We start from the raw sequence: 18,277 nt of genomic DNA, 5'->3' as shown, positions 1-18,277 counted from the left end.
TCTTTCGTCATGCTCGGACACGGTTTCGTCGCAGTCACTACTGCTGATCCGTCCCGGCGGGCCCGGGATCAATATTCCGCCATCAACGGGGGGCGGCCACCGCCGGTCCCGTTCCAACAGGAGGCACTGTGCCAACTATCCAGCAACTGGTCCGCAAGGGCCGGCACTCCAAGGTCGTGAAGACCAAGGCCCCCGCGCTCAAGGGCAACCCCATGAAGCGCGGCGTCTGCACCCGCGTGTTCACCACGACCCCCAAGAAGCCGAACTCGGCGCTGCGCAAGGTGGCCCGTGTGAAGCTCAACGGCGGCGTGGAAGTCACCGCCTACATCCCGGGTGAGGGTCACAACCTTCAGGAACACTCCATCGTGCTCGTGCGCGGTGGTCGTGTGAAGGACCTGCCGGGTGTCCGTTACAAGATCGTGCGCGGCGCGCTCGACACCCAGGGTGTCAAGGGCCGTCAGCAGGCTCGCTCCCGCTACGGCGCGAAGAAGGAGAAGAAGTAATGCCTCGTAAAGGTCCCGCTCCCAAGCGCCCCCTCGTCGTCGATCCCGTCTACGGCTCGCCCGTGGTCACGCAGCTGATCAACAAGGTCCTGCAGGACGGCAAGAAGTCCACCGCCGAGCGCATCGTCTACGGTGCCCTCGAGGGTGTGCGCAACAAGACCAACTCCGATCCCGTGGCCACCCTGAAGAAGGCCCTCGACAACGTCAAGCCGGCCCTCGAGGTCCGCTCCCGTCGTGTTGGTGGCGCCACCTACCAGGTGCCGGTCGAGGTCAAGGCAGGCCGCGCCCAGGCGCTGTCCCTGCGCTGGCTCGTGGGCTACTCCAAGGCGCGTCGTGAGAACACCATGACCGAGCGTCTGCAGAACGAGATCCTCGACGCCTCCAACGGCCTCGGTGCCGCTGTGAAGCGCCGCGAGGACACCCACAAGATGGCCGAATCCAACAAGGCCTTCGCCCACTACCGCTGGTAAAATTCGGTAGTCCTGTCGGCCCCGCCCTGCGCGGGGCCGACACCAGGGCCCGGCACTACCTTTTACGAAGGGAACCATCGTGGCACTCGACGTGCTTACCGACCTCAAGAAGGTCCGCAATATCGGCATCATGGCTCACATCGATGCCGGTAAGACCACGACCACCGAACGAATCCTGTTCTACACGGGCATCAACCACAAGCTCGGCGAAACGCACGACGGTGCATCCACGATGGACTGGATGGCTCAGGAGCAGGAACGCGGCATCACCATCACGTCCGCCGCGACCTCGTGCTACTGGCACGACTACCAGATCAACATCATCGACACCCCGGGTCACGTGGACTTCACGGTCGAGGTCGAGCGCTCCCTGCGCGTGCTCGACGGCGCCGTGGCCGTCTTCGACGGCAAGGAGGGCGTGGAGCCCCAGTCCGAGACCGTGTGGCGCCAGGCCGATAAGTACGAAGTGCCCCGCATCTGCTTCGTCAACAAGATGGACAAGCTGGGCGCCGACTTCTACTTCACCGTGGACACCATCAAGTCCCGCCTGGGCGCGACCCCGCTCGTGCTGCAGCTGCCGATCGGTGCCGAGAACGACTTCGTGGGCGTCATCGACCTGGTGACCATGAAGGCTCTCGTGTGGGAGGGTGACTCCAAGGGTGACGTCTCCCTGGGCGCCAAGTACGAGACGCGCGAGATCCCCGAGGACCTGAAGGACCGCGCGGATGACTACCGCAACCAGCTCGTCGAGGCCGTCGCGGAGGCGGACGACGAACTCATGGAGAAATACCTCGGCGGCGAGGAGCTCACCGAGGACGAGATCAAGGCCGGCATCCGCAAGCTGACGATCACCTCCCAGGCCTACCCCGTGCTGTGTGGCTCGGCGTTCAAGAACCGCGGCGTTCAGCCCATGCTCGATGCCGTGGTGGACTACCTGCCCTCCCCGCTCGATGTGGAGGACGTGCAGGGCCACGCCATCAACGACGAGGAAGAGGTCATGACCCGCACCGCGGACGCCAACGGCCCCTTCGCGGCGCTGGCGTTCAAGGTCGCCTCGCACCCGTTCTACGGCCAGCTCACGTATATCCGCGTGTACTCCGGCAAGGCGAAGGCCGGCGAGCAGGTCATGAACTCCACCAAGGGCAAGCGCGAGCGCATCGGCAAGCTCTTCCAGATGCACTCCAACAAGGAAAACCCGGTGGACGAGATCTCCGCCGGTCACATCTACGCCGCGATCGGTCTGAAGGACACCACCACCGGTGACACCCTCTCGGACCCGAACAACCAGATCGTGCTGGAGTCCATGAGCTTCCCCCAGCCTGTGATCTTCGTGGCCATCGAGCCCAAGACCAAGGGTGACCAGGAGAAGCTGTCCACCGCCATCCAGAAGCTCTCCGCGGAGGATCCCACCTTCACGGTGTCCCTCAACGACGAGACCGGCCAGACCGAGATCGGCGGCATGGGCGAGCTGCACCTGGACATCCTGGTGGACCGCATGAAGCGCGAGTTCAAGGTCGAGGCCAACGTGGGCAAGCCGCAGGTGGCCTACCGCGAGACCATCAAGAAGGCCGTGGACAAGGTCGACTACACCCACAAGAAGCAGACCGGTGGTTCCGGCCAGTTCGCCAAGGTGCAGGTTTCCTTCGAGCCGCTGCCGCTGGACGCGGAGGAGCTGTACGAGTTCGACAATGCCGTGACCGGTGGTCGCGTGCCGCGCGAGTACATCCCCTCGGTGGACCACGGTATCCAGGACGCCATGCAGTTGGGCATCCTCGCGGGCTACCCGGTGGTGGGCGTCAAGGCCACCCTGATCGACGGTGCCTACCACGACGTGGACTCCTCGGAAATGGCGTTCAAGATCGCCGGCTCGATGGTGTTCAAAGAAGGTGCCCGGCGTGCCAACCCGGTCCTTCTCGAGCCGCTCATGGCCGTGGAGGTGCGTACCCCGGAAGAGTACATGGGTGACGTCATCGGTGACCTGAACTCCCGCCGTGGCCAGATCCAGTCCATGGAGGACGTCGCGGGTGTCAAGCTCGTGAAGGCCCTGGTGCCCTTGTCGGAGATGTTCGGCTACATCGGTGACCTGCGGTCCAAGACCCAGGGTCGCGCGGTGTACTCGATGGAGTTCGACAGCTACTCGGAGGTCCCCAAGGCTGTGGCTGAGGAGATCATCCAGAAGAACCGCGGCGAGTGAGCCGGCGGGGCCCACGCCCCGTGATTTCAGTAAATTCGTAATCCAGAAGTAGACTTGCACAGGTTTCGACACGCGCAGCGTCTGAAGCGCTGTGGTCCCACGCTCCGTGGTCCGGAGCAGTCGAGCAAGTCTCACCTCAATGTTCTAGGAGGAACACATCATGGCGAAGGCCAAGTTCGAGCGCACCAAGCCGCACCTCAACATTGGCACCATCGGCCACGTTGACCACGGCAAGACCACGCTCACCGCTGCGATCTCCAAGGTACTGGCCGACAAGTACCCGGACGTCAACGAGCAGCGTGACTTCGGTGCGATCGACTCCGCCCCGGAGGAGAAGCAGCGCGGCATCACGATCAACATCTCTCACATCGAGTACCAGACCGACAAGCGTCACTACGCCCACGTGGACGCCCCCGGTCACGCCGACTACGTGAAGAACATGATCACCGGTGCTGCTCAGATGGACGGCGCGATCCTCGTGGTCGCCGCGACCGACGGCCCCATGGCCCAGACCCGCGAGCACGTCCTGCTCGCCCGCCAGGTGGGCGTGCCCTACCTGCTGGTGGCGCTGAACAAGTCCGACATGGTCGACGACGAAGAGCTGCTCGACCTCGTCGAGATGGAGGTCCGCGAGCTGCTGTCCGACCAGGGCTTCGACGGCGACAACGCCCCCGTGGTGCGCGTCTCCGCCCTGAAGGCCCTCGAGGGCGACGCCGAGTGGGTCAAGTCCGTCGAGGACCTCATGGAGGCCGTGGACGAGAACGTCCCGGACCCCGTGCGTGACACCGACAAGCCCTTCCTGATGCCCATCGAGGACGTCTTCACGATCACCGGTCGCGGCACCGTGGTGACCGGCCGCGCCGAGCGCGGTACCCTGCCGATCAACTCCGAGGTCGAGATCGTGGGCATCCGCCCCGTGCAGAAGACCACGGTGACCGGTATCGAGATGTTCCACAAGCAGATGGACGAGGCCATGGCCGGCGAGAACTGCGGTCTGCTGCTGCGCGGTCTCAAGCGCGACGACGTCGAGCGTGGCCAGGTCGTGTGCAAGCCGGGTTCCATCACCCCGCACACCGACTTCGAGGCCAACGTCTACATCCTGTCCAAGGAAGAGGGCGGGCGTCACAACCCGTTCTACTCGAACTACCGCCCGCAGTTCTACTTCCGCACCACGGACGTCACCGGCGTGATCACCCTGCCCGAGGGCACCGAGATGGTCATGCCCGGTGACAACACCGAGATGACGGTCGAGCTGATCCAGCCGATCGCCATGGAGGAAGGCCTCGGCTTCGCCATCCGTGAGGGTGGCCGCACCGTGGGCTCCGGTCGTGTGACCAAGATCAACAAGTAAGACCCGTTGATCCGGTGAGGCGCTGAGTCGAACCTTCGAGAACCCCGTGGTCCGTTCAGGACCGCGGGGTTCTCGCATGTCCGGGCGGCGGCGTGCCCGCCGGCCCGGGGGAGTAGGGGCGTGGCCGGTTTGCGCGCTCCCCCGGATCTCTGGCAGAATGGTCGCTGTTGTTCGCTCAGCGACGCGGGATTCCGTGCGCCGGTCGAGCGCGTGGAGTCCATTGCGAGAACCGGGTGCGGAGCAGTCGCGCAACCGAAGCAAACGCAATGCAGCGAACTTCCACGCGGATATCACCGCGGACAACCATTTTTCAACCGGCACCGCATCATTGTGTGGACCGGGCGGCGCGCTCCTCGCGCGACACGCCCGAGTTCGGGTGCCGGGGCCCCGACAGGGTGAGGAACCCGGAAGTTTCCGGATTCAGTCTGTGCGGGGTGGCGAGCACGATCGCCGAGCACAAGGAGTCCGCGGACTCCATACAGGGAAGTACTTGAAGAAAGAGAGTCACGACGCCATGGCGGGACAAAAAATCCGCATCCGGCTGAAGTCCTATGACCACGAGGTCATCGACGTCTCGGCCCGGAAGATCGTTGAGACGGTGACGCGCGCAGGCGCCACGGTGGTGGGACCCGTCCCGCTGCCCACCGAGAAGAATGTGTACTGCGTGATCCGCTCGCCGCACAAGTACAAGGACAGCCGTGAGCATTTCGAGATGCGCACCCACAAGCGGCTGATCGACATCATCGACCCCACGCCCAAGGCCGTCGACTCGCTCATGCGTCTCGACCTGCCCGCTGACGTGAACATCGAAATCAAGCTGTAAAAAGGATCGCACCCCAATGACTACCACTTTCGAACGCCAGGTGAAGGGCCTGCTGGGCACGAAGCTCGGCATGACCCAGGTCTGGGACGAGAACGGGAAGTTCGTGCCGGTGACCGTGGTCAAGGCCGACTCCAACGTCGTGACGCAGCTGCGCAACGAGGACAAGGACGGCTACAACGCCGTGCAGATCGGCTTCGGTGCGATCGATCCCCGCAAGGTGACCAAGCCACTGGCCGGCCACTTCGCCGCTGCAGGCGTGACGCCCCGTCGTCATGTCGTCGAACTTCGTACTTCCGACGCCGCTGAGTACGAGCTGGGACAGGAACTGTCCGTCGAGCTCTTCGAGGCCGGTGCCAAGGTCGACGTCGTCGGCACCACCAAGGGCAAGGGCACCGCGGGTGTCATGAAGCGCCACGGCTTCGCCGGTGTGGGCGCCTCCCACGGTGCACACAAGAACCACCGCAAGCCGGGTTCCATCGGCGGCGCATCGTACCCCGCTCGCGTGTTCAAGGGCATGCGCATGGCCGGCCGGATGGGCAACGCCCGTCACACGACCATGAACCTGACCGTGCACGCTGTCGACGCCGAGAACTCCCTGCTGCTCATCAAGGGCGCCCTGCCGGGCCCCAAGGGATCGGTCGTCCTCGTCCGTTCCACCGTGAAGGGAGCCTGATACTCATGGCAACTGAAACCGTCAACGTCGAGCTGCCCGCTGAGATCTTCGACGCCCAGACCAACGTGGCGCTGCTGCACCAGGTCGTCGTCGCACAGCTGGCCGCCGCCCGTCAGGGCACGCACAAGACCAAGACCCGCGCGGAGGTCTCCGGCGCCGGTCGCAAGCCGTTCAAGCAGAAGGGCACCGGCCGGGCTCGTCAGGGCTCCATCCGTGCCCCGCACATGACCGGCGGTGGCGTGGTGCACGGCCCCACGCCGCGTGACTACTCCCAGCGCACGCCCAAGAAGATGAAGGTTGCCGCCCTGCGCGGTGCCCTCTCGGACAGGGCCCGTAACGGCCGCATCCACGTGGTCGCGGACCTGGTGAGCGGCGAGCAGCCGTCCACGAAGGCCGCCAAGGAGGCGCTGCGTTCGCTCACCGAGCGCAAGAACCTGCTCGTGGTGCTGAACCGTGGCGAGGACAACGCCGCGCTGTCCGTGCGCAACCTGGTCAACGTGCACGCCGTGTACGCCGATCAGCTCAACACGTACGACGTGCTCGTCTCGGACGACGTGGTCTTCACCAAGGCCGCTTACGACTCGTTCGTCGCAGCCGCGTCCGGTAGCAAGCAGGAGGACGCCAAGTGAGCGTTATCTACAACAAGGACCCGCGCGACGTCATCATCCGTCCCGTGGTCTCCGAGAAGTCCTACGGTCTGATCGACGAGGGCAAGTACACCTTCCAGGTGGCCCCCTCCGCCAACAAGACCGAGATCAAGTACGCGATCGAGCACATCTTCGGTGTCAAGGTCGCGTCCGTGAACACCCTCAACCGTCCCGGTAAGCGTAAGCGCACGCGCTTCGGCTGGGGACAGCGTAAGGCCACCAAGCGTGCCATCGTGTCCCTCCGGGAAGGCTCCATCGACATCTTCGGCGGTCCGCTCTCTTGAGCGGAGACCACTTTAACGAGGAACTCAAAACATGGCTATCCGTAAGCACAAGCCGACAACCCCGGGCCGTCGTGGCTCGTCGGTTGCGGACTTCGTAGAAATCACGCGCACCACGCCCGAGAAGTCCCTGGTGCGTCCGCTGCCCAAGAAGGGCGGTCGTAACAACACCGGCCGCATCACCACCCGTCACAAGGGTGGCGGGCACAAGCGCCAGTACCGCGTGATTGACTTCCGTCGTCACGACAAGGACGGCGTGGACGCAAAGGTCGCCCACATCGAGTACGACCCGAACCGTACGGCTCGGATCGCGCTGCTGCACTACGTGGACGGCACCAAGCGCTACATCATCGCGCCGAACCGCCTGCGTCAGGGCGACGTCGTGGAGTCTGGCCCCAACGCCGACATCAAGCCGGGCAACAACCTGCCGCTGCGCAACATCCCCGTGGGTACCGTGCTGCACGCGGTGGAGCTGCGTCCGGGTGGGGGAGCCAAGCTCGCCCGTTCGGCCGGCGCATCCGTGCAGCTGGTCGCCCGTGAGGGCAAGTACGGTCAGCTGCGCCTGCCCTCCGGTGAAATCCGCAACGTGGACGTGCGCTGCCGCGCGACCGTGGGCGAGGTCGGCAACGCCGAGCAGTCCAACATCAACTGGGGCAAGGCCGGACGTAACCGCTGGAAGGGCATCCGCCCGACCGTCCGCGGTGTGGTCATGAACCCCGTGGACCACCCGCACGGTGGTGGCGAGGGCAAGACCTCCGGTGGTCGTCACCCGGTCAACCCCAACGGTAAGCCCGAGGGACGCACCCGTCGCCCCAACAAGGAAAGCGACAAGCTCATCGTGCGTCGTCGTCGTACCGGCAAGAACAAGCGCTAAGGAGCCTGACTAATGCCACGCAGCCTCAAGAAGGGCCCTTTCGTTGATCAGCACCTCTTCGTGAAGGTCGCCAAGGAGAACGAGAAGGGCACCAAGAACGTCATCAAGACGTGGTCCCGCCGCTCGATGATCGTGCCCGACATGCTCGGACACACGATTGCCGTGCACGATGGACGCAAGCATGTCCCGGTGTTCATCACTGAGTCGATGGTCGGGCACAAGCTCGGCGAATTCGCCCCCACCCGCACGTTCCGCGGCCATGTGAAGGACGACAAGAAGGGCAAGCGTCGCTGACCCCTCGGGGTGAGCACGTTGCACTTCTTCGACAAGACGAGAGAAGGAAAGCAATGGAAGCCAAGGCATCTGCGCGCTACATCCGCGTGACGCCTATGAAGGCCCGGCGCGTCGTCAACCTGATTCGTGGCCAGCAGGCGAATGAGGCGTTGGCGATTCTGAAGTTTGCCCCGCAGGCAGCTTCACAGCCGGTGTTCAAGGTTCTCGAATCCGCCGTGGCCAACGCCCGGCAGAAGGCCGACCGCGAGGGTCTCGCGTTCAAGCCGGAAGACCTCGTGGTCTCCGCGGCCTTCGTGGACGAGGGACCCACCATGAAGCGGTTCCAGCCGCGTGCCCAGGGCCGTGCGTTCCGCATCAACAAGCGCACGAGCCACGTGACCGTGGTCGTGGCGACCCCGGAGAAGGAGGAGGTCCGCTAAGTGGGACAGAAAATCAACCCCAACGGATTCCGTCTGGGTATCACCACCGACCACGTCTCGCACTGGTACGCGGACTCGAACCAGCCGGGTCAGCGCTACAAGGACTACATCCGCGAGGACGTGAAGATCCGCGAGCTCATGTCCACGGGCATGGAGCGCGCCGGCATCGCCAAGGTCGAGATCGAGCGCACCCGTGACCGCGTCCGCGTGGACATCCACACGGCGCGCCCGGGCATCGTGATCGGCCGCCGCGGCGCCGAGGCGGACCGGATCCGCGGTGAGCTCGAGAAGCTCACCGGCAAGCAGATCCAGCTCAACATCCTCGAGGTCAAGAACCCGGAGACCGATGCCCAGCTCGTCGCTCAGGGTGTCGCCGAGCAGCTGGCCTCCCGTGTCGCGTTCCGTCGCGCCATGAAGAAGGCCATCCAGTCCGCGCAGCGCGCCGGTGCCAAGGGCATCCGGATCCAGTGCGCCGGCCGCCTCGGTGGTGCGGAGATGTCCCGTTCGGAGTTCTACCGCGAAGGCCGTGTGCCCCTGCACACCCTGCGCGCGAACATCGACTACGGCTTCTTCGAGGCCAAGACCACCTTCGGCCGCATCGGCGTGAAGGTCTGGATCTACAAGGGCGACCTGACCGACAAGGAACTCGCTGCCCAGCAGGCCGCTGCTCCCTCCTCGCGGGGTCGCAACGACCGTCGCGGTGGCGGCGGGGGCGAGCGTCGTCGTCGCCCGAATGACCGTAACGACCGTGGCGGGCGCCGTGAGCGCGACTCCGCCGCAGCCCCGCAGCAGAACACCGCTGCGGAGGCGACCAACGCAGAGGGTGGTAAGTAATGCTCATCCCACGTCGTGTGAAGTTCCGTAAGCAGCACCACCCGCGTCGTCGGGGTCAGGCCAAGGGCGGAACCCAGGTCACGTTCGGCGAGTGGGGCATCCAGGCGATGAGCCCGGCGTACGTCACGAACCGTCAGATCGAGGCCGCGCGTATTGCCATGACCCGTCACATCAAGCGTGGCGGCAAGGTCTGGATCAACATCTACCCGGACCGTCCCCTGACCAAGAAGCCCGCCGAGACCCGCATGGGTTCCGGTAAGGGTTCCCCCGAGTGGTGGATCGCCAACGTCAAGCCCGGACGCGTCATGTTCGAGATCTCGGGCGTGAGCGAGGAAGTGGCCCGTGAGGCCCTGCGCCTGGCAATCCACAAGCTCCCGATGAAGGCACGCATCGTGCGTCGCGAAGGCGGTGAATGATCAATGGCTATTGGATCCAAGGATCTGAACATGGAGAACCTCGCGGCTCTCGACACCGGTGCCCTCACCGACCAGCTGCGCACGTCCAAGGAAGAGCTGTTCAACCTGCGCTTCCAGGCCGCGACCGGTCAGCTCGAGAGCAACGGCCGTCTCAAGTCCGTCAAGCGCGACATCGCCCGGATCTACACCGTGCTGCGTGAGCGCGAGCTCGGGATCCGCGAGGACGTGGCGCCGGCTGCTGAGAAGACCGAGAAGAAGGCCTCGAAGAAGGCTGCCAAGTCTGAGGATGATGCCAAGTGAGCGAGCAGGTTAACAACGAATCGGCCGCGGCCGAGCGCGGTGACCGCAAGACCCGCCAGGGCTACGTGGTCTCCGACAAGATGGACAAGACCGTGGTCGTCCAGGTCGAGGACCGCGTCAAGCACGCCCTGTACGGCAAGGTGCTGCGCAAGTCCAAGCGTGTGAAGGCCCACGACGAGCAGAACACCTGCGGCGTCGGGGACCTCGTGCGCATCGCCGAGACCCGTCCGCTGTCCGCCACCAAGAACTGGCGGATCGTGGAGATCATCGAGAAGGCCAAGTAAGTCCTCCTCGACAGCGTCAAGGGCCCCCGACCGGTTGCGGTCGGGGGCCCTTGCGCGTGCACGACGGCGCTGCCCGGCGCCGTTCCCGCGTCCACCCGCGCCCCGGCCGCCGGCCTGTCCATCGATTGGCGTTCCCCGCCGGGGCGCGGTAGAGTAGGCCGGTACGCGTGTCGACACACGTGTGCCCACTCTGACTTCGACCCTGCTGAGTCAGAATCCACGTCCGCCCCACGTGCGCTGTGCGCACCGTACCGGGACGGCGGCAAGCCCCACGGTGCGTCCGTGGGCGGCTCCGCGCATTGCACGCCGCGGTTGCTGCGACAACTTGCTCGTTGATTCTGCATTCAGCCACGAATCCGAGCAGGGCAGCACGGCGAACCCGTTCGCCATCCATGTGTGAGCGATCATCGCGTACGAACTCCGCGCACGCCCCGGACCCCTCCTACGGTCACGGGGAACACCGTGGCGTGGAGCGTTCACACGACCACCGTTCCGCAAGGCTCGGCATTCAGCACCATCGGATGAGAACCAGCGCGACGACAGGAGTAAATCAGTGATTCAGCAGGAATCGCGGCTGAGGGTCGCCGACAACACGGGTGCGAAGGAAATTCTCACCATCCGTGTGCTCGGTGGATCCGGACGCCGTTACGCAGGCATTGGCGACATCATCGTCGCCACCGTCAAGGACGCCATCCCCGGCGGCAACGTCAAGAAGGGTGACGTCGTCAAGGCGGTTGTGGTCCGTACCAAGAAGCAGAGGCGCCGTCCCGACGGTTCCTACATCCGTTTCGACGAGAACGCCGCAGTGATCTTGAAGAACGACGGGGACCCCCGCGGCACGCGCATCTTCGGCCCCGTGGGCCGCGAGCTGCGCGACAAGAAGTTCATGAAGATCGTCTCGCTGGCCCCGGAGGTGCTCTGACATGGCGAAATTCAAGATCAAGACCGGCGACCTGGTTCAGGTCATCACCGGTAAGAACAAGGGCGAGCAGGGCAAGGTCCTGCGCGTGATCACCGAGACCTCCCGCGTGGTGGTCGAGGGCGTCAACGTCGTGACCAAGCACAAGCGCGCCAACGCCCAGGGCGAAGCCGGCGGCCTCGTCAAGTCCGAGGCTCCGATCCACATCTCCAACGTGATGCTCGTGGACCCGGAGACCGGCAAGCCGACCCGTGTGGGCTACCGCACCGAGACCGTGGAGCGCAACGGCAAGCAGAAGACCGTCCGCGTTCGCGTGTCCAAGAGCACCGGCAAGGATCTGTGATGAGCGAAACCACCGAAACCAAGTTCACCCCCCGGTTCAAGACCAAGTACCAGGAGACCGTCGTCCCGGCCCTGCAGGAGCAGTTCGGCTACGCGAACGTCATGCAGATGCCGCGCGTCGTCAAGGTCGTGGTCAACATGGGTCTGGGCGAGGCGGCCAAGGACTCCAAGCTGGTGGACAACGCCATCAAGGACCTCACCGCCATCACCGGTCAGAAGCCCGTGGTCAACCGGGCCAAGAAGTCCATCGCGCAGTTCAAGCTGCGTGAGGGAATGCCCATCGGCGCGCACGTCACCATGCGTGGCGAGCGGATGTGGGAATTCCTGGACCGTCTCGTCACGCTCGCGTTGCCGCGTATCCGTGACTTCCGTGGTCTGTCCGACCGTCACTTCGACGGCAACGGCAACTACACCTTCGGTCTGACGGAACAGTCCATGTTCCACGAGATCGATCAGGACAAGATCGATCGCGTGCGCGGTATGGACATCACCGTGGTCACCTCCGCCACGACCGACGACGAGGGTCGCGCGCTGCTCAAGGCGCTCGGTTTCCCGTTCAAGACCAACTGATTCCATCGACGTCAGAAGGTCCCTGCGGGCTGCAACCGGCAGGGAAACCCTGACGAGGAAGGGCTGAAGCCCACATGACAATGACAGATCCCGTCGCAGACATGCTGACGCGGCTGCGCAACGCGAACTCGGCCTACCACGACACCGTGAGCATGCCGTACTCCAAGCTCAAGGCTCGGATCGCGGACATCCTCAAGGCCGAGGGCTACATCGCCGACTGGTCCGAAGAACCCGCTCGGGTGGGCAAGACCCTGACCCTGTCGCTGAAGTTCGGTTCCAACCGTGAGCGCTCGATCGCCGGTGTCCGCCGCATCTCCAAGCCGGGCCTGCGCGTGTACGCAAAGTCCACCGAGCTGCCCCGCGTGTTCGGCGGCCTCGGCATCGCGATCCTCTCCACGTCCTCCGGGTTGCTGACCGACAAGCAGGCCGGCAAGAAGGGCGTGGGCGGGGAAGTCCTCGCGTACGTCTGGTAACCGGTAGCACAGAAGAAGAAAGGAAGAAGACATGTCACGTATTGGACGTCTCCCGATCTCTGTGCCCGCCGGTGTGGAGGTCTCCGTGGACGGTTCCGTGGTGCAGGTCAAGGGCCCCAAGGGCGAACTGACCCACACCGTGCCCGCGCCCATCACCGTGGTCGTCGAGGACGGCACCGTGCAGGTGTCCCGCCCCAACGACGAGCGCGAATCCCGTTCCTTGCACGGCCTCACGCGCACCCTGATCTCCAACATGATCCAGGGTGTCTCGCAGGGCTACGCCAAGCAGCTGGAGATCGTGGGCACGGGTTACCGTGTCCAGGCCAGGGGTGCCAACCTGGAGTTCGCTCTGGGTTACAGCCACCCGGTGCCCTTCAACGCTCCGGACGGCATCACGCTCTCCGTCGAGGGCGCCAACAAGGTCACCGTTTCCGGCATCGACAAGCAGCAGGTTGGCCAGGTCGCCGCGAAGATCCGCTCCCTGCGTCTGCCCGATCCCTACAAGGGCAAGGGCGTGCGCTACGCCGGCGAGCAGATCCGCCGCAAGGCCGGAAAGGCTGGTAAGTAATCATGGCTCTCGTAATCAAGGGAAAGTCGAAGGCTGCTCAGCGGGCACGGCGTCACCGCCGCGTGCGCAAGCACATCGCCGGAACCGCGCTGCGCCCCCGTCTGGTGGTCACGCGTTCCACCCGCCATATGGTCGCCCAGGTGATCGACGACGACAAGGGCTTCACCCTGGTCTCGGCGTCCACCATGGAAAGCGATCTGCGTGCGTCGTCCGACGACAAGACCGCCAAGGCCAAGCGCATCGGTGAGCTGATCGCCGAGCGTGCCAAGGCTGCGGGGATCGAGACCGTCGTGTTCGACCGCGGCGGCAACAAGTACCACGGCCGCGTGGCCGCGGTGGCCGAGGGTGCCCGTGAAGGAGGTCTGGCGCTGTGAGCGAGCAGAAGAACGAGAAGGAAACTCAGGTGAGCGAAGCCACCAACGGTTCCAACACGACGACCGAGGCGAACACCTCGGAGCGCCAGGGGACCGACGAGAACCGCGGTGGCCGCGGCGGTCGTAACGACCGTGGCGGTCGCAACGAGCGCGGTGGCCGCAACGACCGTGGTGGTCGTGGGGGCCGCGGCGGGCGCGACGACGACAAGGACAAGTTCCTCGAGCGCGTCGTGACCATCAACCGTGTGTCCAAGGTCGTCAAGGGTGGTCGTCGCTTTAGCTTCACCGCTCTCGTGGTCGTCGGTGACGGCAACGGCATGGTCGGCGTGGGCTACGGCAAGGCCAAGGAAGTTCCCGCCGCGATCTCCAAGGGCGTGGAGGAGGCCAAGAAGAACTTCTTCCGGGTCCCCCGCGTGGAGAACCGCACCATCCCGCACCGTGTGCAGGGTGAGGCCGCGGCTGGCGTCGTCATGCTGCGCCCGGCGACCCCGGGTACCGGTGTGATCGCCGGTGGTCCGGTGCGTGCGGTGCTCGAGTGCGCCGGTATCCACGACGTGCTGTCCAAGTCCCTGGGCTCGTCCAACCAGATCAACATCGTGCACGCGACCATCCAGGCGCTGCGTGAGCTCGAGGAGCCCGCCTCCGTGGCGGCCCGCCGTGGCCTGCCCATGGACGAGGTCGTTCCCGCGCCGTTGCTGCGTGACATCCAGAAGGCAGGTGCCTGATGAACGGAAAGCGCATTCAGGCCACCGGCGCGTCCCTGCGCGTGAAGCAGGTCCGCTCCGTGGTCGGTCAGAAGCAGAACATGCGCGACACGCTGCGTTCGCTCGGTCTCAAGCGTCCGGGCCAGGTCGTGGAGCGCAAGGCCGATGCCGCCACCGTGGGCATGATCAACACGGTGTCGCATCTCGTAGAGGTTGAGGAGGCCTGAGCATGGCTGAAAACACCGAGAGCAAGCGCCACGCTCTGAAGGTCCACCACCTGCGTCCCGCCCCCGGCTCGCACCAGGCCAAGACGCGTCTTGGCCGTGGCGAGGCCTCGAAGGGTAAGACCGCGGGCCGTGGTACCAAGGGCACCAAGGCGCGTTACCAGGTCAAGGCCGGTTTCGCGGGCGGTCAGCTGCCGCTGCACATGCGCCTGCCCAAGCTGCGCGGGTTCAAGAACCCGTTCCGCGTGGAGTACCAGGTCGTGAACTTGGACCGCCTGGGCGAGCTGTTCCCCGAGGGTGGCACGGTCACCGTCGCGGACCTGGTCGCCAAGGGTGCGGTGCGCAAGAACCAGCCCGTGAAGGTGCTCGGTAGCGGGGAGATCTCCGTGGCACTGAACATCACCGCGGACAAGTTCTCCGCGTCCGCGTCGGAGAAGATCGCCGCGGCTGGTGGGTCCACGCAGAACGCATGAACCGATCCCAGTGTTCGGTTGTAGGGTGAATCCCTGAACTGGAACGGGCCCCGCGCCGGATTGCCGGCGCGGGGCCCGTTGCGTTACCCCCACGACGACGCCCGGACCGCGTCGCCCGAATCGCTTTACCAGGATGTCGCAAGACCGACCGCCGGGGTCGCGGCGGATCCTTCGCTAGACTTGCCCGGGGTCGGAACCCACCGGGCCACCACGTTTTTGGAGGAGGACCTGTGCTCAGTGCTTTCGCACGGGCGTTTACCACGCCGGAGCTGCGCAACAAGCTGCTGTTCACACTGGGGATCATTGTGATCTACCGGTTGGGGACGTTCATCCCCGCACCGGGTGTGGACTACGGCAACGTGCAGCAGTGTCTCGCCCTGGGCAACACCACGGGTGGCGCGTACGACCTGGTCAACCTGTTCAGCGGTGGGGCCCTGTTGCAGCTGTCCATCTTCGCGCTGGGCGTGATGCCCTACATCACCGCGAGCATCATCGTGCAGTTGCTGCGCGTGGTGATCCCGCGGTTCCAGGAACTGCACGAGGAGGGTGCGCAGGGGCAGACCAAGCTCACGCAGTACACCCGCTACCTCACGATCGGGCTGGCCGCGTTGAACGCGACCACCGTGATCTCCCTGGCGCGTTCGGGCAACCTGCTCGGCAACTGCCCCCTGCCCGTCATTCCGGACGACTCCCTCTTGGTGCTCGTGATCATGATCCTCACGATGACCGCGGGCACCACCGTGATCATGTGGCTCGGTGAGCGCATCACGGACCGCGGCGTGGGTAACGGCATGTCCCTGCTGATCTTCACCTCCATTGCGGCCACGTTCCCGTCCGCGCTCGGTGACATCCTGCGCACCCGCGGTTGGGGCCTGTTCCTGGGCGTGTGTGCCGTGGGACTGGTGGTCATCACATGCGTGGTGTTCGTGGAGCAGTCGCAGCGCCGGATCCCGGTGCAGTACGCCAAGCGCATGGTGGGCCGCCGCACCATCGGCGGGACCAGCACCTACATCCCGCTCAAGGTCAACATGGCCGGCGTGATCCCCATCATCTTCGCGTCCTCCATGCTCATGCTGCCCACGATGATCGCGCAGTTCGCGATGCCCGACGACGGCAGCCCCGTTCCGGGGTGGGTCAACTGGGTCAACACGTACCTGGCCCGCGGTGACCACCCGATCTACATGACGGTCTACTTCCTGCTGATCGTGGCCTTCACGTACTTCTACGTGTCCATCACGTTCAACCCCGAAGAGGTCTCCGACAACATGAAGCGCTACGGCGGCTTCATCCCGGGGATCCGCGCGGGCCGTCCCACCGAGAACTACCTGCGCTACGTGCTCTCCCGGATTACGCTGCCCGGTGCGCTGTACCTGGGCATCGTGTCCATGATCCCGCTCGTGGCGCTCGTGCTCTTCGACGCGAACCAGAACTTCCCCTTCGGCGGCCCGTCGCTGCTGATCATGGTGGGCGTGGGTCTGGACACCGTCAAGCAGATCGACGCCCAGTTGCAACAGCGCCACTACGAGGGTCTGCTGCGCACCTGAGCCCGTGCACGGCCACGGCAGGCTGGTCCACCGCCCGGTAGAGTGGGGGAGAACCTGACGTTGACGCAAGGAGAGAACATGACCCGCATGTTGATCATTGGACCGCCGGGCGCGGGCAAGGGCACCCAGGCCGCGCGGATCTGCGAGCGACTAGGCGTTCCCGCCATCTCGACCGGTGACATCTTTCGCGCCAACATCAAGGAACAGACCGAACTCGGCAAGGAAGCCCAGCGCTACACGGACGCCGGGAACCTGGTCCCGGATTCCGTGACCAACAACATGGTGCGTGACCGGTTGTCGCACGACGACGTCCGCGACGGCTTCCTGCTGGACGGGTACCCGCGCACCGTGGCCCAGGTCCGTGAACTGGACCGGATCCTCGAGGCCAACGGGGTCTCCCTGGACGTGGTGCTGCTGCTTACCGCGGACAACGAGGAACTCGTCTCCCGGTTGTTGGGCCGCGCCCAGGACCAGGGCCGCACGGACGACACCGAGGACGTCATCCGGCACCGTCTGGACGTCTACGACGAGCAGACCGCACCGGTCGTGGAGCTGTACGAGGACCGGGGCATCGTCACGCGCGTGGACGGACTCGGCGGCATCGACGAGGTCACCGAGCGCATCCTGGCGGCATTGCCCGCCTGAGCCGCAATCCACACGAACGGCGCCGCTCGGCCGCGGCCGGGGGCGCGCCGTCGAACACCAGAACCATCACGAGCCCCCAGACCGGCGCGAAGAGTCGGTCCGGGGGCTCGCCCGTCAGACGAACATCAACCATCAGGGGAGGTCCCGAGCACCGTGTTCGGACGCCGCAAGATCCAATTGAAGTCGGACGCCGAGTTGGCGGCCATGTCCCGGGCGGGCGTGGTCACGTCACTCGCGCTCGACGCCGCGGTCGCGGCCGCCGTCCCCGGGGCCACCACCGCGGACCTCGACCGTGCATTCCGCGAGGTCCTGGACGAGTACGACGCGCAGTCCAACTTCCTGGGCTACTACGGCTACCCGGCCACGGTGTGCACCTCCGTCAACGACGAGGTCGTGCACGGAATCCCCGGGCAGCGCGTCTTGGCGGACGGTGACATCGTATCGATCGACGGCGGTGCGATCGTGGCCGGTTGGCACGGGGACTCCGCGCGCACCGTGCTCGTGGGGACGACCCACGACCCCGCCGACCAGGAACTGTCGGACGTCACGCGTGCGGCCATGTGGCGCGGCATCGCCGCGATGGCCACCGGTACCCACGTGGGGGACATCGGCCGCGCGGTCGAGGACCACGTGCGGGACACCGTGGGCGGGCGTCTCGGGATCCTCGAGGACTACGTGGGCCACGGCATCGGCACCGAGATGCACATGGCCCCGGACGTCCCCAACTACGCGGTCAGCAATCGCGGGCCCAAACTCGTCACGGGCATGGCGCTGGCCATCGAACCGATGCTCGTGCGCGGCGGGATCGAGACCCGCGTGCTCGAGGACGAATGGACGGTCGTGACCACGGACGGCTCGCGCGCGAGCCAGTGGGAGCACACCGTGTGCCGCCACAGCCAGGGCGTGTGGGTGCTCACCGCGGAGGACGGTGGCCGCTCCGAACTCGAACCCTTGGGGGTCCGCCCGGTCCCGATCCCCGCTGCCTGACGGCCTGTCGCCGCAGGTCCGATCGTCACAGCTCGTCCCGCAACGTCCACCCGACCCCTGACACCACAGAACCACCCCGAGAACAGGGAGA

Annotated in this window: 27 protein-coding genes; all 27 read left to right on the top strand. The window is 65.4% G+C overall.

The window, feature by feature from the left end; genetic code table 11:
- Positions 1–128: 128 nt before the first annotated feature.
- The 27 genes from rpsL (at position 129) to map (ending at position 18,186) form a co-directional block, all read left to right on the top strand.
- Complete coding sequence (rpsL, locus tag RF646_RS01405) at positions 129–503, top strand: 30S ribosomal protein S12 (RefSeq protein WP_012397684.1); 375 nt, start codon at positions 129–131, stop codon at positions 501–503.
- The gene (gene rpsG / locus RF646_RS01400; RefSeq protein ID WP_064845213.1) at positions 503–973 is read left to right on the top strand and encodes a 30S ribosomal protein S7; all 471 of its coding nucleotides are present in this window, start codon (positions 503–505) and stop codon (positions 971–973) included. Before rpsL ends, rpsG begins: the two co-directional genes overlap by 1 nt.
- Positions 974–1,052: 79 nt before the next feature.
- Positions 1,053–3,167: an elongation factor G gene (gene fusA, locus RF646_RS01395; protein WP_270256455.1), complete on the top strand. Its 2,115-nt coding sequence runs from the start codon at positions 1,053–1,055 to the stop codon at positions 3,165–3,167.
- A gap of 160 nt (positions 3,168–3,327) precedes the next feature.
- Entirely contained in the window at positions 3,328–4,518 is a 1,191-nt protein-coding gene (tuf, locus tag RF646_RS01390) for an elongation factor Tu (protein ID WP_064845211.1), read from the top strand.
- A gap of 514 nt (positions 4,519–5,032) precedes the next feature.
- Positions 5,033–5,341 carry a 30S ribosomal protein S10 gene (rpsJ, locus tag RF646_RS01385; protein WP_003803825.1) on the top strand — a complete coding sequence of 103 codons (309 nt, stop codon included), beginning with the start codon at positions 5,033–5,035 and terminating at the stop codon, positions 5,339–5,341.
- A 16-nt stretch (positions 5,342–5,357) separates the two neighbouring features.
- A complete protein-coding gene (gene rplC / locus RF646_RS01380; RefSeq protein ID WP_035959743.1) occupies positions 5,358–6,014 on the top strand; it encodes a 50S ribosomal protein L3 in 657 nt (218 codons plus the stop codon).
- Between the two features lie 5 nt (positions 6,015–6,019).
- Positions 6,020–6,643, top strand: coding sequence for a 50S ribosomal protein L4 (gene rplD, locus RF646_RS01375; protein WP_368835008.1), 624 nt, complete (start codon positions 6,020–6,022; stop codon positions 6,641–6,643).
- Complete coding sequence (gene rplW, locus RF646_RS01370) at positions 6,640–6,945, top strand: 50S ribosomal protein L23 (RefSeq protein WP_035959727.1); 306 nt, start codon at positions 6,640–6,642, stop codon at positions 6,943–6,945. Before rplD ends, rplW begins: the two co-directional genes overlap by 4 nt.
- 31 nt (positions 6,946–6,976) lie before the next feature.
- Positions 6,977–7,816, top strand: a complete 840-nt coding sequence (gene rplB, locus RF646_RS01365) for a 50S ribosomal protein L2 (protein WP_035959718.1) — start codon at positions 6,977–6,979, stop codon at positions 7,814–7,816.
- A 12-nt stretch (positions 7,817–7,828) separates the two neighbouring features.
- Positions 7,829–8,110 (top strand): 30S ribosomal protein S19, encoded by a 282-nt coding sequence (gene rpsS / locus RF646_RS01360; RefSeq protein ID WP_035959716.1) that lies wholly within the window; start codon positions 7,829–7,831, stop codon positions 8,108–8,110.
- A 53-nt stretch (positions 8,111–8,163) separates the two neighbouring features.
- On the top strand, positions 8,164–8,529 hold the full coding sequence (gene rplV / locus RF646_RS01355) for a 50S ribosomal protein L22 (protein ID WP_368835007.1): 366 nt from the start codon (positions 8,164–8,166) through the stop codon (positions 8,527–8,529).
- Positions 8,530–9,363 (top strand): 30S ribosomal protein S3, encoded by an 834-nt coding sequence (gene rpsC, locus RF646_RS01350; RefSeq protein WP_085106408.1) that lies wholly within the window; start codon positions 8,530–8,532, stop codon positions 9,361–9,363.
- On the top strand, positions 9,363–9,779 hold the full coding sequence (gene rplP / locus RF646_RS01345) for a 50S ribosomal protein L16 (RefSeq protein ID WP_085106409.1): 417 nt from the start codon (positions 9,363–9,365) through the stop codon (positions 9,777–9,779). The genes rpsC and rplP overlap by 1 nt, the downstream gene beginning before the upstream one ends.
- A 3-nt stretch (positions 9,780–9,782) precedes the next feature.
- Positions 9,783–10,079 carry a 50S ribosomal protein L29 gene (gene rpmC, locus RF646_RS01340; RefSeq protein ID WP_085106410.1) on the top strand — a complete coding sequence of 99 codons (297 nt, stop codon included), beginning with the start codon at positions 9,783–9,785 and terminating at the stop codon, positions 10,077–10,079.
- Positions 10,076–10,363: a 30S ribosomal protein S17 gene (gene rpsQ, locus RF646_RS01335; protein WP_035959699.1), complete on the top strand. Its 288-nt coding sequence runs from the start codon at positions 10,076–10,078 to the stop codon at positions 10,361–10,363. The genes rpmC and rpsQ overlap by 4 nt, the downstream gene beginning before the upstream one ends.
- Positions 10,364–10,916: 553 nt before the next feature.
- Positions 10,917–11,285 carry a 50S ribosomal protein L14 gene (rplN, locus tag RF646_RS01330; RefSeq protein WP_035959693.1) on the top strand — a complete coding sequence of 123 codons (369 nt, stop codon included), beginning with the start codon at positions 10,917–10,919 and terminating at the stop codon, positions 11,283–11,285.
- A 1-nt stretch (position 11,286) separates the two neighbouring features.
- Positions 11,287–11,625: a 50S ribosomal protein L24 gene (gene rplX / locus RF646_RS01325; protein ID WP_035959685.1), complete on the top strand. Its 339-nt coding sequence runs from the start codon at positions 11,287–11,289 to the stop codon at positions 11,623–11,625.
- On the top strand, positions 11,625–12,194 hold the full coding sequence (rplE, locus tag RF646_RS01320; RefSeq protein ID WP_085106411.1) for a 50S ribosomal protein L5: 570 nt from the start codon (positions 11,625–11,627) through the stop codon (positions 12,192–12,194). The genes rplX and rplE overlap by 1 nt, the downstream gene beginning before the upstream one ends.
- 74 nt (positions 12,195–12,268) lie before the next feature.
- Complete coding sequence (gene rpsH, locus RF646_RS01315; RefSeq protein ID WP_035959672.1) at positions 12,269–12,667, top strand: 30S ribosomal protein S8; 399 nt, start codon at positions 12,269–12,271, stop codon at positions 12,665–12,667.
- A 31-nt stretch (positions 12,668–12,698) separates the two neighbouring features.
- On the top strand, positions 12,699–13,235 hold the full coding sequence (gene rplF / locus RF646_RS01310; RefSeq protein ID WP_064845209.1) for a 50S ribosomal protein L6: 537 nt from the start codon (positions 12,699–12,701) through the stop codon (positions 13,233–13,235).
- 2 nt (positions 13,236–13,237) lie between these two features.
- Positions 13,238–13,609, top strand: a complete 372-nt coding sequence (gene rplR / locus RF646_RS01305; protein ID WP_035959658.1) for a 50S ribosomal protein L18 — start codon at positions 13,238–13,240, stop codon at positions 13,607–13,609.
- Complete coding sequence (gene rpsE / locus RF646_RS01300) at positions 13,606–14,334, top strand: 30S ribosomal protein S5 (RefSeq protein ID WP_064845208.1); 729 nt, start codon at positions 13,606–13,608, stop codon at positions 14,332–14,334. The genes rplR and rpsE overlap by 4 nt, the downstream gene beginning before the upstream one ends.
- Positions 14,334–14,540 carry a 50S ribosomal protein L30 gene (gene rpmD, locus RF646_RS01295; protein WP_035959642.1) on the top strand — a complete coding sequence of 69 codons (207 nt, stop codon included), beginning with the start codon at positions 14,334–14,336 and terminating at the stop codon, positions 14,538–14,540. The genes rpsE and rpmD overlap by 1 nt, the downstream gene beginning before the upstream one ends.
- A 2-nt stretch (positions 14,541–14,542) precedes the next feature.
- The gene (gene rplO / locus RF646_RS01290) at positions 14,543–15,010 is read left to right on the top strand and encodes a 50S ribosomal protein L15 (RefSeq protein ID WP_064845207.1); all 468 of its coding nucleotides are present in this window, start codon (positions 14,543–14,545) and stop codon (positions 15,008–15,010) included.
- A gap of 230 nt (positions 15,011–15,240) precedes the next feature.
- Positions 15,241–16,554 carry a preprotein translocase subunit SecY gene (gene secY, locus RF646_RS01285; protein ID WP_064847281.1) on the top strand — a complete coding sequence of 438 codons (1,314 nt, stop codon included), beginning with the start codon at positions 15,241–15,243 and terminating at the stop codon, positions 16,552–16,554.
- Positions 16,555–16,632: 78 nt separating this feature from the next.
- On the top strand, positions 16,633–17,199 hold the full coding sequence (locus tag RF646_RS01280) for an adenylate kinase (protein WP_064847280.1): 567 nt from the start codon (positions 16,633–16,635) through the stop codon (positions 17,197–17,199).
- A gap of 153 nt (positions 17,200–17,352) precedes the next feature.
- On the top strand, positions 17,353–18,186 hold the full coding sequence (gene map, locus RF646_RS01275) for a type I methionyl aminopeptidase (RefSeq protein ID WP_082943453.1): 834 nt from the start codon (positions 17,353–17,355) through the stop codon (positions 18,184–18,186).
- Positions 18,187–18,277 lie beyond the last annotated feature (91 nt).

This window comes from Kocuria sp. CPCC 205261, from assembly GCF_040981025.1.
GTDB lineage: Bacteria > Actinomycetota > Actinomycetes > Actinomycetales > Micrococcaceae > Kocuria > Kocuria marina.
This window is presented reverse-complemented; position numbering and strand designations above follow the sequence as displayed.